The sequence below is a fragment of the Chromobacterium sp. INPA-IVC genome, from assembly GCF_059047085.1.
Window position 1 is genome coordinate 254,029 of record NZ_JBTNLS010000004.1, and the last position, 13,078, is coordinate 267,106.

Here is a 13,078-nt window from a genome sequence, read left to right on the forward strand (position 1 = left end):
TTATAACACAACCACTTGAACTTTTCCGCCGAACCCGTTAGTTCGACGGCGAGAACATTTCCCGCAACAACTGGCCCATCAGAACCTTCTCCTCCGGAGTCAGTCCCTCGTGCCGGTCCTTCAGTTTTAGCCGCTCCAGTTGCTCCGCATGCAGCATTTTGATCAGCCTGGCGTTGCCGTCCTGGAACAGCTGCCGGTCGTCTTCGCTCGGGTCGGCGAACTCGTCCGGATCCTGCATCGCCTGCTGCAGCACGCCGTCGATCAAACCCTCGTACGGCGTGCCGCGCAGTCCTTCGATCAATTGCGCGGTGTTAGGCGCGTCGCCATGCTCCAGCACCCGCTCGGCCAGCATCGCGAAGCAGCCCAGCTCGTCCGACAGCGCCAGGCTGTCCGGCAGCTTGACGTCGCCCGCCCACTGCGGATTCATCAACAGCCACTTGATCAGCTTCTTGACCATGGTGGTGTTGACCACCCGCTGCGACTCCGCCGGCAGCCTGTACTCGCGCTTGCCGCCGCCGCGGCTGCCGCGCTCCGACCGCGGCGGCTTGCCGCCGCCGGTGAGCATGTCCAGCTCGTCGACGTCCACGCCGGCCATTTCGGCCAGCCGCTTGCGTATCATGTAGCCCAGCGCCGGCGCGGCGATCTGGGCCAGCAGCGGCGTCGCCTGGCGGATCAGGTCCGCCTTGCCTTCCGGCGTGCCGAGGTTGACGCCGCGGCACAGCTCGCGGGTGAAATACACCGACAGCGGCAGGCTTTCCTGAACCAACAACTGCTCAAACGCATCGGCGCCGAATTCGCGCACATAGCTGTCCGGATCATGCTCGGTCGGCAGGAACAGGAAGTTCAGCGCCTTGCCGTCCACCAGCTGCGGCAAGCTGTTCTCCAGCGCGCGCCAGGCGGCTTTCTGCCCGGCGGCGTCGCCGTCGAAGCAGAAATACACCTGCTCGGCGTGCTTGAGCAGCTTGCGCACATGCTCGCCGGTGGTGGCGGTGCCCAGCGTGGCCACCGCGTACCCGACGCCGTACTGCGCCAGCGCCACCACATCCATATAGCCTTCGACCACCAGAACCCGGTTTTTCTCCCGTATCGCCTGGCGACCCTCGTACAGGCCGTACAGCTCGCGGCCCTTTTCGAACAGCGGCGTCTCGGGCGAGTTCAGATACTTCGGCTCGCCCTTGCCCAGCACCCGCCCGCCGAAGCCGACGATGGCGCCGCGCTGGTTGCGGATCGGAAACATCAGCCGGTCGCGGAAGCGGTCGTAGCGGCGTCCGCTGTCCTCGGCCACGATCACCAGGCCGGCTTCCACCAGCTTGTCGTCCTGGTAGTTGTCGACCGCGGCTTCCAGGTTCTGCCAGCCGTCCGGCGAGTAGCCCAGGCCGAAACGGGCGGCGACTTCGCCTGACAGCCCCCGCCCCTTGCAGTAGGCGACGGCGTTGGCCGCGCCCTTCAGCTCGCGGCGGTAGAAATCGCTGGCCTGCTGCATCAGCTGCTCCAGCGACACCTGCTTCTCGCGCGCCTTGCGGCTGGCTTCCGGATTGACGTTGCGCTCGTTCGGCACCTGCATGCCGATGCCCTCGGCCAGCATCTTGACCGCGTCGATGAAGCCGATGCCCTGGTACTCCATCACGAAGCCGATGGCCGAGCCGTGCGCGCCGCAGCCGAAGCAGTGATAGAACTGCTTGCTGGGGCTTACCGTAAATGAGGGCGACTTTTCCTTGTGAAAGGGGCAGCAGGCCATATAGTTCTGCCCGCCCCGCTTCAGCGGAACGTAGCGGTCCACCACGTCGACGATGTCGACGCGGGACAGCAGCTGGTCGATGAAATCCTGCGGAATCAAATCCTGCTACCCGGGCGTCAGGCGCTCAGCTGGGCCTTGATCAGCGCGGACACCTGCGCCATGTCGGCGCGGCCGGCCAATTGCGGACGCAGCGCGCCCATCACCTTGCCCATGTCCTGCATGCCGGCGGCGCCGGTATCGGCCACCGCCTTGGCGATCAGCGCCTCGATCTCGGCCTGGGACAGCTGCTGCGGCATATAGCCCATCAGCACGTCCATCTCGGCCTGTTCCTTGTCGACCAGATCCTGGCGCTGGGCGGCCAGGTACTGGGAGATCGAGTCACGACGCTGCTTGATCATCTTGTCCACGACGGCGATGACGCCGGCGTCGTCCAGTTCGATGCGCTCGTCCACCTCTTTTTGCTTGACGGCGGCCAACAGCAGGCGGATCGCGCCCAGCTTGTCGGCTTCCTTGGCTTTCATGGCGGACTTCATGTCGTCGGTGATGCGAACTCTGAGGCTCATGTCGTGCTCACTTGGAAATCAGGCGCTGCGCGGGCAGCGGGGGAAATTCGGGAGTACAAATGGCAAAACCGCAGGCATGGCCTGCGGTCCTGCTTGATGCCGGAAAACTCTTAGTAGAGTTTCGGCGGCAGCATTTGGCTGCGGATGCGCTTGTAGTGGCGCTTAACCGCGGCAGCGTGCTTGCGCTTGCGTTCGGTGGTCGGCTTCTCGTAGAACTCGCGGGCGCGCAGTTCGGTCAGCAGGCCAGTTTTTTCCACGGAGCGCTTGAAACGACGCAGGGCAACTTCGAACGGTTCGTTCTCTTTAACGCGAATAGTCGGCATTTACTTAAGGGTCCTTAGATTTCTTTAGGGCGTGGCTAAAGCCGCCGCCTGTAAAAACAGCATTTTAGCAATGTTACTGCATTTGTAAAAGTCTGAAACGACAACGTCAGGTCATCTTGTGGTGTTTTGCGCGGTTTGGCGCGGCCAGCCTGGGCCATGAACATCACGACTTGACGGAAGAAATCACCCCCTCACTAGGAGAACTTGGCACTGCACTATAAAAACGTTTCGGCATCCGGCCGGCCAGATAGGCGGCGCGGCCAGCTTCCACGGCCAATTTCATGGCGTGCGCCATTTGAACAGGATTGCGCGCAGCGGCAATCGCGGTATTCATCAGCACGCCGTCGCAGCCCAATTCCATCGCGATCGCCGCGTCGGACGCGGTGCCGACGCCGGCATCCACGATCACGGGAACATTGGACTGCTCGATGATCAATTGCAGGTTCCACGGATTCAGTATCCCCATGCCGGAGCCGATCAGGCTGGCCAGCGGCATGATCGCGCAGCAGCCGATCTGCTCCAGCTCGCGCGCGACGATGGGGTCGTCCGAGGTATAAACCAAGACATCGAATCCCTCCGCCACCAGCACCTCGGCGGCCTTGAGGGTTTCCTTCACATTGGGGTACAGATTATTCGGGTCCCCCAGCACTTCCAGCTTCACGAAACGATGGTCGTCCAGAAGCTCCCGCGCCAGCCGCAAGGTGCGCACGGCGTCTTCGGCGGAATAGCATCCCGCCGTGTTGGGCAGAAGGTTATACCGGTTTTGCGGCAAAAAGTCCAGCAAATTCGGCTCGTTAGCGTTCTGACCCAGGTTCACGCGCCGTATCGCCGCGGTGACGATTTCGGTGCCGGAAGCGTCCAGCGCCGCCGCGGTCTGCTCGAAATCCTTGTATTTGCCGGTCCCCACCAGCAAGCGAGAGCCGTACTCTCGGCCGGCTATCACCAGTTTATCGTCCACCTGCATTCCCTTTTCTTCCATTGACGTCAGAACGGCAGGAGAGCGGACTCAGCCGCCGCCGACCGCCACCACGATTTCCAGTTCGTCGCCGTCGGCCAGCCTCGCCTCGGCGAAGCTGCCGCGGGGCACGATCTCGCCGTTGCGCTCGATCGCGATGCGCTTGCCGCCCAGATCCAGCGCGGCGACCAGCTCCGCGAACGTGGCGATGCCGGCGAAGCTTCTGTCTTCGCCGTTGATGCGTAGATTCATTTGGCTCACTTTCTCTCCACGCGCTGCACCACCGCCAGCTGGCGGACGGCCGCGAGCACGCGCTCCAGGTGCTCCACGCCCTCCACCTGCAGGCGGAAGTGGATATTGAACAGGCTGTCGCCGTCGCGGCTGCTGTCCTGGGTGTCGGCGCTCTCGATATTGGCCGAGGCCTGCGAGATCGCTGTGGCGATGTCGGCCAGCGCGCCGCGCTCGTTGCGCGACAACACGCCGACGGTGACGCCGAACATCCGGTCGCGCTGCGCCTCCCAGTTGACCTCCAGCAGCTTGTCCGGATCGGCGCGGCGCGCGTTCGGACAGCTGACCCGGTGTATCACCAGGCCCTGGCCCTTGGTGATCACCCCCAGGATGTCGTCGCCGGGCAGCGGGTTGCAGCAGCTGGACAACTGCACCATGCCCGCCTCGTTGCCACGAATGGTGATCGGACCGACGCGCACGCCCTCGCCCAGCCGCTCGCCGGCCAGCTCCAGCATCCGGCGCGCCACCACGATGGGCAGCAGCTTGCCGGCGCCGATCTCGGCCAGCGCGTCGTCGAAACCATGCATCTTTTCGCCGTAGGCGGCGAGATACTCGGCGCGCAGCTCGTCGCTGACCGCCAGCGGCGTCGACGCCAGCGCGCCCACCGCCTGCCTGAGCAGCTTCTCGCCCAGCGCCACCGCCTCCTCGCGCTGCAGGCTCTTCAGATAGTTGCGGATGCCGGAGCGGGCGCGGCCGCTCTGCACGAAGGCCAGCCACGACGGATTGGGCTTGGCCTGGGTGGAGGTGATGATCTCGACGGTGTCGCCGTTGCGCAAGGCGGAGCGCAGCGGCACCAGCGCGTGGTTGACGCGCGCGGCGATGCAGCGGTGGCCGACGTCGGTGTGCACCGCGTAGGCGAAGTCCACCGGGGTGGAGCCCTGCGGCAGCACCATGATCTTGCCCTTGGGCGTGAACACGTAGACTTCGTCCGGGAACAGGTCGATCTTGATGTGCTCGAGGAATTCGACGGCGTCGTCGCTCTCCTCCTGCATGTCCAAGAGCTTCTGCAGCCACTGGTGGGTGCGCTGCTGCGCGGTATTGACGCCCTCGCCGCTCTTGTACATCCAGTGCGAGGCCACGCCGGCCTCGGCCACGTTGTGCATCTCGCGGGTGCGGATCTGCATCTCCACCGGCGTGCCGTAGGGGCCGAACAGCGTGGTATGCAGGCTCTGGTAGCCATTGCCCTTGGGAATGGCGATGTAATCCTTGAATTTGCCGGGAATCGGCTTGTACAGGCTGTGCAGCGCGCCCAGCGCCAGATAGCAGGCCGGGATGTCGTTGACGACGACGCGGAAGCCGTAGATGTCCAGCACCTCGGAGAAGGACAGGTGCTTCTCCTGCATCTTCTTGTAGATGCTGTAGAGGTTCTTCTCGCGGCCCTTGATGGTGGCCTCGATATTGCTCTGCACCAACCGCTGGCTGACGGCCAGCAGGATCTTGTTGACCACTTCGCGGCGGTTGCCGCGCGCGGCGCGCACCGCCTTGGACAATACGCTGTAGCGGTGCGGGTGCAGATGCTTGAACGCCAGGTCCTGCAGCTCGCGGTAGACCTTGTTCAGACCGATGCGGTTGGCGATCGGCGCGTAGATTTCCAGCGTTTCCAGCGCGATGCGGCGGCGCTTGTCCTCGCGCATCGAATCCAGCGTGCGCATATTGTGCAGCCGGTCGGCCAGCTTGACGATGATGACGCGGATGTCGCGCGCCATCGCCAGCACCATCTTGCGGAAGCTTTCGGCCTGGGCGTCTTCCTTGGTCTGGTATTCCAGCCTCTCCAGCTTGGATAGGCCGTCCACCAGATCGGCGACGATCTTGCCGAACTTCTCGATCAGCGTCGGCTTGGTGACGCCGGTGTCTTCCAGCACGTCGTGAAGCAACGCGGCGGCCAGGCCCTGCACGTCCAGCCGCCAGTCGGTGAGCATGGTGGCCACCGCCAGCGGATGGGTGATGTAGGGCTCGCCGCTCTTGCGGGTCTGACCCTCGTGCGCCTCGCGGCTGACCTGGAAGGCCAGCCTGAGCATCTCGACGTCTTCCGGCTTGAGATAGCGCGCGGCGCTCTCCAGGAACGCCGCCGCTTCGGAGTCGATCAGGGCGTTGTAGTCGATGCCTGTCTCAATGCCGGTGCCCATCTTCACGCTCCGCGCTGCGTCAATCAGGCCTTGCCGCGGTTCAGGAGTTCTTTGCCGACGTGGCCGGCGGCGATTTCACGCAGGGCGATCACGGTCGGCTTGTGGCGGCCCGGCTCCACGAAGGAGCTGGCGCCGGAAGCCACTTGGCGGGCGCGGTAGGCGGCGGCCAGGGTCAGGTCAAAACGGTTCTGGATGCGGTCCAGGCAGTCGTCAACGGTAATACGGGCCATGATCTCTCTCAGCTAAATGACGGTTACAGGGTTCACTATATCGATTTTCGTCCCGTCCGGCACAGCGGGACGGAACTATTTTCATTTCGCGCCGGCGCTGCCCATGCGGCGGAACATGTCGGCCAGGCGGCGGCGCTGCGGGCCGCTCTTCAGGCGCTGCGCGCGGACGATGCTGATCAGGTCCAGCTTGGCGCGCTCGAAATCGTCGTTGACCACGATGTAGTCGTATTCGTCGATCTTGTCGATCTCGGCGCGGGCCGAGGCCAGCCGGCGCAAAATCACCTCTTCGGTGTCGGTGTCGCGGCCGCGCAGGCGGCGCTCCAGCTCTTCGATAGACGGCGGGGCGATGAAGATGCCGATGGCGTCGGGGAACACTGCGCGCACCTGTTCGGCGCCCTGCCAGTCGATTTCCAGCAGGATGTCCTGGTCAGCTTCCAGACGGCTGCGTATCCACGGCGCGCTGGTGCCGTAGCAGTTGCCATACACCTCGGCGTGCTCGAGGAAGTCGCCGCGCTCCACCATGGCGTCGAACACCGAGCGGTCGACGAAGTGATAATGCTTGCCGTCGACCTCGCCCTTGCGCGCCGCGCGGGTGCTGTAGGACACCGACAGCTCGACGCTGGGCTCGGCCTGCAGCAAGGCGGCCACCAGCGAAGTCTTGCCGGCGCCGGACGGGGCGACCACGATGTAAATGTTCCCGATAAGCTGGCTCATAAATACAAACGTTTGCCGAAGAGTAATTTTTCAGGATATCACAGCGGGGCTGCCATTGTTAAGCAATGACATATTTTCACGTCAAGATTTAGGTGTTTGAGCGCCTGGAGGCCGATAATGCCGCGTTTTCCGAACTCGCGCGATCCGCCCGGAGTCATTCTTCATGCAACTGCTGGAAAGCTTTTTCAAGCTCAAGGAGCACGGCACCACGGTCAAAACCGAGGTGATAGCCGGCTTCACCACCTTCCTGACCATGGCCTACATCATCCTGGTCAACCCGCTGATCCTGTCGTCCACCGGCATGGACCTGAACGCGGTCTTCGTCGCCACCTGCCTCGCCGCCGCGCTGGGCACCGCCATCATGGGCCTGGTGGCCAACTACCCGATCGCGCTGGCGCCCGGCATGGGCCTGAACGCCTACTTCACCTTCAGCGTGGTCAAGGGCATGGGCCTGTCGTGGGAAACCGCGCTGGGCGCGGTGTTCATCTCCGGCATCGTGTTCCTGGCGGTCAGCCTGTTCAAGGTGCGCGAAGCCATCGTCAACGCGATTCCGCAGTCGCTGAAGTTCGCCATCTCGGCCGGCGTCGGCATGTTCCTCGCCATCATCGCGCTGAAGAACGCCGGCGTGATCGCGCCGCACCCGGAAACCTATCTGACGCTGGGCGACATCCACAAGCCCACCGCGCTGCTGGCCATTTTCGGCTTCTTCCTGATCGTGGCGCTGGAATACCGCAAGGTGCCCGGCTCCATCATCATCGGCATCCTGGTGGTGACGGTGCTGTCGATCGCGCTCGGCCTGTCGCCGTTCAAGGGCATCGTCGCCCCGGTGCCGAGCATGGCGCCCACCTTCATGGCGATGGACATCCAGGGCGCGCTGCATGCCGGCCTGATCGGCGTGATCTTCGTGTTCTTCTTCGTCGACTTGTTCGACACCACCGGCACCCTGGTCGGCGTGTCGCACCGCGCTGGCCTTTTGGACAAGGACGGCAAGCTGCCGCGCCTGAAGCGCGCGCTGATGGCCGACTCCATCGCCATCACCGCCGGCGCCGCGATGGGCACCTCGTCCACCACCGCCTACATCGAATCCGCGGCCGGCACCGCCGTCGGCGGCCGCACCGGTCTGACCGCCGTGGTGGTGGCGCTGCTGTTCCTGGCCGCGCTGTGGCTGTCGCCGCTGGCCGCCACCGTGCCGGCCTACGCCACCGCGCCGGCGCTGTGCTACGTCGCCGTGCTGATGGCGCGGGGCCTGGCCGAAATCGAATGGAACGACCTGACCGAGTCCGCCCCGGCGGTGATGACCGCGCTGGCGATGCCGTTTACCTTCTCGATCGCCGACGGCATCGCCTTCGGCTTCATCAGCTACGCGGTGATCAAGATCCTGGCCGGCCGCTTCTCCGACCTGCGCCCGGCGGTGGTGATCATCGCCGCGCTGTGGATCTTCAAGCTGGCTTTCTTCCACTGAACGCACAATAATCGGCTCATCCGACGGCCTGCCGCTCGCGGCGGGCCGTTTTTTTCTGACCGACGCCAGTCGGCACAGTCTCTTGATTTCGAAGTACAATAGGCCCATGGAAAACCTCAGCAACCTCGACTACTCCAGCTACCTGAAGGGCTGGATCCGCACCGTGCCCAACTGGCCGCAACAGGGCGTGATGTTCCGCGACATCACCCCGCTGCTGCAGAACCCGAAAACCTTCCGCATGCTGATCGACATCTACGTCCATCGCTACATGATGGAAAAGGTGGATCTGGTGGCGGGCCTGGACGCGCGCGGCTTCATCATCGGCTCGGTGCTGGCCTATGAGCTGAATGTCGGCTTCGTGCCGATCCGCAAGAAGGGCAAGCTGCCGTTCACCACGGTGGAAGAAGAATACGAGCTGGAATACGGCAACGCCGCGGTGGAAATGCACACCGACGCCTGCAAGCCGGGCGACCGCGTGATCCTGATCGACGATCTGGTCGCCACCGGCGGCACCATGATGGCCGGCTACAAGCTGCTCAAGCGCATGGGCGCCGACGTGCTGGAAGCCGCAGCCATCATCGAGCTGCCGGAACTGGGCGGCGGCCAGCTGGTGCGCGACGGCGGCCTGGACCTGTTCACCGTCTGCAGCTACGAAGGCCATTGAGCGCGGCCAGCGCGATTCGCGACCGCGCATGTTGAAAACGGAGCCGACGGCTCCGTTTTTCATGGCGCAACGAAAAAAGCCCGGCGGGCTTGCCGGGCAAAGGGACACGGAGTCATACCGTAATCAGTTGTGTTCCAGCGACACCTTCACCGCCGAACCGCCCACTCTCAGCTTCAGCGGCGCGCCGGGCGTGTTGGCCCAGTCGCCGCTGACCTTGCTGGCCTGCCCGCTGACCTGATAATCCAGCTTGGCCTGCCGGTCGGCATGGAAATCCAGATTCACCATCTGGCCTTTGACGTCGACGCCGGCCGCCGGCTGCGCGCCGCGCAGCTTGAGGTCGGCCTTCACCGCCTGCCCTTCCAGCGCCACGCCGCGGGTCGTACCGTCGAACTCCAGATTCACCGCCTGGCCCTTGGCCTTCAGGTCATCGACGCTGGCATCCACCTCGGCCTTGACCGCGTCGCCACTCAGCGCCACCGCGCCGTAAGCGCCCTTCAGATCCACTTTCAACGCCTGTCCGCGCATCTGCACCGAGGAGAATCGTCCGTTCAGGTCGCCGTCGAACGCCCGCATATCCACGCCCACCTGCTTGCCGGGCTTGACGTTGCCGCGGACCGTCAGCTTGCAACGGTCGCCGACCGGCTTGTTCAGCTTGACCTGGAAGGTCAGATCCCCGCCCATCCGGGTCACCGTCAGCTTGCAGTCGGCGTCCGACCAATTGCGCTTCTCCACATCCAGCTTGTAGGGCCTGGCGGCGTCGGCGCTCAGCTCCAGCTTCAGCGCGTCGCCGTTGAAATTCAGCCTGTCGATGCCGGCGGCGTCCTCCGCCCGCGCGGCCGCGCTACCCAGCAGCAACAGCCCGCAGCCAATCTTGACGATGTTCATCTCGGTTTTCCTCAGCAAGCGTTTCAATTCAGGAACAGCCAGTAGCCGGCCAGCGTGGCCGCCAGCGCGGCGGCCAGCGCCAGGCCATGGATGGCCAGCCTCTCCCGGCCGGATCGGCGGGACAGGCCCGCGGCCAGCTGGCGGGTATCGGCCAGCACGGCCAGCAAGCGGCTTTCGCTGGCGCGGTCGGCCACCGCGCCGCGGATATAGCCGCGATAATCGCGGAGGATCTTGCGCAATTCGGCTTCCGGCAATTCGACCAGGGTCAGTTGCAACTGTTGCAGGCAGGCATCGTTCTTCATGATCCATACTCCCATCGCAAGTTTAAGGTTCAGGCCGCGGCGTTTTCGCCGCCCTTGCCGGACACCAGTTCAATCTGATACTTCACGTAAGCCACCAGCGCGCGCCAGGTCAGCCGGGTCAGCCACACGCAGAACACCAGCCCCAGCGAACCGCCCAGCAGCAGCATCAGCCCCACCACCAGCGCGCTCATGCCTACCGACAAGCCAGGCAACGCGTCGATCTGGATGTGGTCCATCCCGTCCTTCAATTCGATGCTGCGCTCGGAAATCTCCAGCGTGCTGTCGCCATCCTTCAGCGAGATGCTGCCGTTCGGCCCGCTAGCCACCAGTTTCAGCACGGTCCCGCCGACGGACACATCCAGCGTCTCCAGACGCTTGCCGTCGTCGACCCGGGCGGTGAATACGTCCCCGCTGTCCTCGCGCAGTTTCAATTCGCGGATCGCGCCGCCGTCGATGCTGACCTGGCCGTCATCGATCCGGGCCAGCTCCCGCACCGCCGGCTGGCTGGCATCGACCGCCAGCTTGCCGCCAGACTTGGACACCAGCAGCAGCGCGCCCTGGCTGGTCTTGAGTTCGAAACGGTCGCCGTCGTCCGGCTCCAGCATCAGCAGGCCCTTGTCGATCCAGACCTGCCCGGAGTGGTCGTCCATCTCGCTGCGCCAGGCCATTTCGGCGCCGCTGTCGCCATAGCGGCCGATATACCAGCCGGAGCCGTCGCTGGTGAACTGCGGCCAGCCGAACAGGCTGTGGCTGCCCCAGGCCAGCACCACCGCCAATCCCGACAGCAGGAAGCCGGCCGACGCGATGTAGCCGACGGTCAAAAACAGCAGATAGACCAGCAAGGGGATGGCCAGGATGAAATTCAGCACGCCCAGCCCCGCGATCGACGCCACCACCCGCGTCAGGTTGGCGAAGGAGCGGTGCTCCTGCCATTGCCGGTAATGGGTTTGCGCCTTCAGCTCCCGCGCCAGCTTCTGCGGGCTGCCCAGCGCCTCCACCACCTCGGCCTCGTCGCGGCCATCGGCTTGCGCGTCGCTGAAATACTCGTCGTAATCGGCGAGGATTTCGCGCACCGCCTCCGGCTTCAGGCCGGACAGCGCTTGCTCCAGCTGCCTCAGGAATTCCTTGCGTGTCATTGTTGCGCTCCCTCTGTCGCTGCCGCCGGGCCGCCCCGCAGCACGTTTTCCACTTCGGCCACAAACTCCTGCCATTCCTGTCTCATCGTCTCCAGCTCTCGCCTGCCCGCTTCGGTCAGCTTGTAGTACTTGCGCGATGGACCCGACGACGATTCCACCAGATAGGTGCTCACCCACGATTCGTTCTGCAGCCGGCGCATCAAGGGGTAGATGGTGCCTTCGCTGATGTCCATGCCCTGCGACAGCTTGCTGACCAGCTCGTAGGCATAGCTGTCGGCCTGGGACAGCACCGCCAGCACGCACATGTCCAGCGTGCCTTTTTTCAATTGCGTCTTCATTGTTGCCTTCCTCACCGACTGGCAATACACGATACCTTGCATTACAAGGAACATCGGTAAACTGCTGCACCCGGATGTCTGAGTGAACTGTATGGCAAGATACCTTGTATCGCAAGGTATCTTTCATTGTTCTGCGCCATGACATCCGGAATGCGTCTTTTCCGCCACAGCGGCGCAACAGCATGCTGCGTTGCAAACCACAGTTTTCCGGCCATACTTCAGCCATGCATTTGTATTTTCCAGCGGCATTTCCCTATGGCAATCCACGATGGAGAAGCATGCGATGGCACAATTCAAACGTCCCTCGATCGCGCTGGTGCTGGGCGGCGGCGCGCCCAACGCCACGCTGATGGCCGGCGCCCTGGTCGCGCTGACCGAAGCCGGCGTCAAATTCGACATCATCTCCGCCTCCGGCGCCGGCGCCATCGTCGGCCTGCTGTACGCAGCGCCGCGCCAGGGCGACGCCCTGGCGGCGCTGTCCCGGCTGGCCGACATGGGCGTGTCCGACCGGATCTACAGCCTGTTCCCGGTCAACTACAAGGTATTCAACAAGCCCGGCCCGCTGGCCGACGCCTGGCGCTCGCTGCTGTCGAACAATCCATTTCTGCAGGCGATACAGCGGCAGGCCGACAGCAGCCCGGCCCACCGGCTGTTCGCCGACTGGACCTCGCTCGCGCTGGCCGCGCTGTGCCCCAGCGGCCTCACCTCGGATAGCCAGGGCCTGTGCGCGCACGTGCCCTTCATCGATCAGGTGGTGGATTTCTCCAAGCTGCAGTCGCTGACCGGCGAGTTCTACCTGAACGCCTACAACGTCAGCCGGGGGGAAATGCGCTGCTGGGACAAGAGCGAAGTCACCCACGAGCATTTCCTCGCGGCGCTGTCCTTTCCCTTCATCTATCCGCCGTACAAGCTGGGCGACGACTATTACATCGAGGGCGCGGCGATAGACACGCTGAACTTCAAGCGGCTGTTCGAGCTGCATCCCCACATCGACTACACCATCGTGTTCGACGTGCTGGGCAGCAGCAAGCTGCTGCATCCGCCGCGCAACCTGTACGACGCCTGGGTGCAATCCATCATCGCGCCGCTGACGGAAATCGCCCGCGACGACCTGCGCCTGTTCGAAGCGCTGCACAACCGCGACGAGCAGGGCCGGCCGCGCACCGAGGTGCTGAAGATCAATTTCGACGCCCACATCCGCCGGGAAGGATTCAGCGAGGAGCTGGACTGGTCTTACTCCAACCTGTCGCGGCTGTACGATGCCGGCTACCGCGCCGGCCAGGACCTGGCGCGGCGCCACGCGCGCGAACTGGGCCTGGCGGAGGCCTTGCAAATGACTGCGTAGTTGCAACGA

Annotated in this window: 15 protein-coding genes; 3 read left to right on the forward strand and 12 right to left on the reverse strand. The window is 64.1% G+C overall.

Going from position 1 to position 13,078, the window contains the following annotated elements; translation table 11 throughout:
- Positions 1 to 37: 37 nt before the first annotated feature.
- The 8 genes from dnaG to gmk form a co-directional block, all read right to left on the reverse strand.
- Positions 38 to 1,837 (reverse strand): DNA primase, encoded by a 1,800-nt coding sequence (gene dnaG, locus ACX17K_RS08900; protein WP_493774509.1) that lies wholly within the window; start codon positions 1,835 to 1,837, stop codon positions 38 to 40.
- Positions 1,838 to 1,854: 17 nt separating this feature from the next.
- On the reverse strand, positions 1,855 to 2,301 hold the full coding sequence (locus tag ACX17K_RS08905; RefSeq protein WP_231162178.1) for a GatB/YqeY domain-containing protein: 447 nt from the start codon (positions 2,299 to 2,301) through the stop codon (positions 1,855 to 1,857).
- A 110-nt stretch (positions 2,302 to 2,411) separates the two neighbouring features.
- Entirely contained in the window at positions 2,412 to 2,624 is a 213-nt protein-coding gene (gene rpsU / locus ACX17K_RS08910; RefSeq protein WP_021478758.1) for a 30S ribosomal protein S21, read from the reverse strand.
- Positions 2,625 to 2,787: 163 nt separating this feature from the next.
- The gene (locus tag ACX17K_RS08915; protein WP_046155547.1) at positions 2,788 to 3,588 is read right to left on the reverse strand and encodes a thiazole synthase; all 801 of its coding nucleotides are present in this window, start codon (positions 3,586 to 3,588) and stop codon (positions 2,788 to 2,790) included.
- 42 nt (positions 3,589 to 3,630) lie between these two features.
- Positions 3,631 to 3,831, reverse strand: coding sequence for a sulfur carrier protein ThiS (gene thiS / locus ACX17K_RS08920; RefSeq protein ID WP_493774510.1), 201 nt, complete (start codon positions 3,829 to 3,831; stop codon positions 3,631 to 3,633).
- A 5-nt stretch (positions 3,832 to 3,836) separates the two neighbouring features.
- A complete protein-coding gene (locus tag ACX17K_RS08925) occupies positions 3,837 to 5,993 on the reverse strand; it encodes a RelA/SpoT family protein (RefSeq protein ID WP_046155548.1) in 2,157 nt (718 codons plus the stop codon).
- Positions 5,994 to 6,016: 23 nt separating this feature from the next.
- Complete coding sequence (rpoZ, locus tag ACX17K_RS08930) at positions 6,017 to 6,223, reverse strand: DNA-directed RNA polymerase subunit omega (RefSeq protein ID WP_021478754.1); 207 nt, start codon at positions 6,221 to 6,223, stop codon at positions 6,017 to 6,019.
- Between the two features lie 81 nt (positions 6,224 to 6,304).
- Positions 6,305 to 6,937, reverse strand: a complete 633-nt coding sequence (gmk, locus tag ACX17K_RS08935) for a guanylate kinase (protein WP_493774511.1) — start codon at positions 6,935 to 6,937, stop codon at positions 6,305 to 6,307.
- A gap of 163 nt (positions 6,938 to 7,100) precedes the next feature.
- Here gmk and ACX17K_RS08940 point away from each other — a divergent pair, with 163 nt between their 5' ends.
- Complete coding sequence (locus ACX17K_RS08940) at positions 7,101 to 8,399, forward strand: NCS2 family permease (RefSeq protein ID WP_021478752.1); 1,299 nt, start codon at positions 7,101 to 7,103, stop codon at positions 8,397 to 8,399.
- Positions 8,400 to 8,505: 106 nt separating this feature from the next.
- Complete coding sequence (locus ACX17K_RS08945; RefSeq protein ID WP_021478751.1) at positions 8,506 to 9,063, forward strand: adenine phosphoribosyltransferase; 558 nt, start codon at positions 8,506 to 8,508, stop codon at positions 9,061 to 9,063.
- Positions 9,064 to 9,186: 123 nt separating this feature from the next.
- Here the strand turns inward: ACX17K_RS08945 and ACX17K_RS08950 are convergent, their stop codons facing one another.
- Genes ACX17K_RS08950 through ACX17K_RS08965 form a run of 4 tightly spaced genes read right to left on the reverse strand, consistent with a single transcriptional unit; the run spans position 9,187 to position 11,724 of the window.
- A complete protein-coding gene (locus ACX17K_RS08950) occupies positions 9,187 to 9,948 on the reverse strand; it encodes a hypothetical protein (RefSeq protein WP_493774512.1) in 762 nt (253 codons plus the stop codon).
- A 23-nt stretch (positions 9,949 to 9,971) separates the two neighbouring features.
- Positions 9,972 to 10,250: a DUF1700 domain-containing protein gene (locus ACX17K_RS08955; protein WP_021478749.1), complete on the reverse strand. Its 279-nt coding sequence runs from the start codon at positions 10,248 to 10,250 to the stop codon at positions 9,972 to 9,974.
- A 29-nt stretch (positions 10,251 to 10,279) separates the two neighbouring features.
- A complete protein-coding gene (locus ACX17K_RS08960; RefSeq protein ID WP_493774513.1) occupies positions 10,280 to 11,386 on the reverse strand; it encodes a DUF1700 domain-containing protein in 1,107 nt (368 codons plus the stop codon).
- A complete protein-coding gene (locus ACX17K_RS08965; protein ID WP_493774514.1) occupies positions 11,383 to 11,724 on the reverse strand; it encodes a PadR family transcriptional regulator in 342 nt (113 codons plus the stop codon). Before ACX17K_RS08965 ends, ACX17K_RS08960 begins: the two co-directional genes overlap by 4 nt.
- A gap of 283 nt (positions 11,725 to 12,007) precedes the next feature.
- Between ACX17K_RS08965 and ACX17K_RS08970 the strand changes: the two genes are divergently transcribed.
- The gene (locus ACX17K_RS08970) at positions 12,008 to 13,069 is read left to right on the forward strand and encodes a patatin-like phospholipase family protein (protein WP_493774515.1); all 1,062 of its coding nucleotides are present in this window, start codon (positions 12,008 to 12,010) and stop codon (positions 13,067 to 13,069) included.
- The last annotated feature ends 9 nt before the right edge of the window (positions 13,070 to 13,078 follow it).

Excerpts from the sequence above, each read along its gene's own strand:
- ACX17K_RS08905 (WP_231162178.1), bottom strand. The coding sequence starts at position 2,301 with ATGAGCCTCAGAGTTCGCATCACCGACGACATGAAGTCCGCCATGAAA.
- rpsU (WP_021478758.1), bottom strand. The coding sequence starts at position 2,624 with ATGCCGACTATTCGCGTTAAAGAGAACGAACCGTTCGAAGTTGCCCTG.
- ACX17K_RS08915 (WP_046155547.1), bottom strand. The coding sequence starts at position 3,588 with ATGCAGGTGGACGATAAACTGGTGATAGCCGGCCGAGAGTACGGCTCT.
- thiS (WP_493774510.1), bottom strand. The coding sequence starts at position 3,831 with ATGAATCTACGCATCAACGGCGAAGACAGAAGCTTCGCCGGCATCGCC.
- ACX17K_RS08925 (WP_046155548.1), bottom strand. The coding sequence starts at position 5,993 with ATGGGCACCGGCATTGAGACAGGCATCGACTACAACGCCCTGATCGAC.
- rpoZ (WP_021478754.1), bottom strand. The coding sequence starts at position 6,223 with ATGGCCCGTATTACCGTTGACGACTGCCTGGACCGCATCCAGAACCGT.
- gmk (WP_493774511.1), bottom strand. The coding sequence starts at position 6,937 with ATGAGCCAGCTTATCGGGAACATTTACATCGTGGTCGCCCCGTCCGGC.
- ACX17K_RS08940 (WP_021478752.1), top strand. The coding sequence starts at position 7,101 with ATGCAACTGCTGGAAAGCTTTTTCAAGCTCAAGGAGCACGGCACCACG.
- ACX17K_RS08945 (WP_021478751.1), top strand. The coding sequence starts at position 8,506 with ATGGAAAACCTCAGCAACCTCGACTACTCCAGCTACCTGAAGGGCTGG.
- ACX17K_RS08950 (WP_493774512.1), bottom strand. The coding sequence starts at position 9,948 with ATGAACATCGTCAAGATTGGCTGCGGGCTGTTGCTGCTGGGTAGCGCG.
- ACX17K_RS08955 (WP_021478749.1), bottom strand. The coding sequence starts at position 10,250 with ATGAAGAACGATGCCTGCCTGCAACAGTTGCAACTGACCCTGGTCGAA.
- ACX17K_RS08960 (WP_493774513.1), bottom strand. The coding sequence starts at position 11,386 with ATGACACGCAAGGAATTCCTGAGGCAGCTGGAGCAAGCGCTGTCCGGC.
- ACX17K_RS08965 (WP_493774514.1), bottom strand. The coding sequence starts at position 11,724 with ATGAAGACGCAATTGAAAAAAGGCACGCTGGACATGTGCGTGCTGGCG.
- ACX17K_RS08970 (WP_493774515.1), top strand. The coding sequence starts at position 12,008 with ATGGCACAATTCAAACGTCCCTCGATCGCGCTGGTGCTGGGCGGCGGC.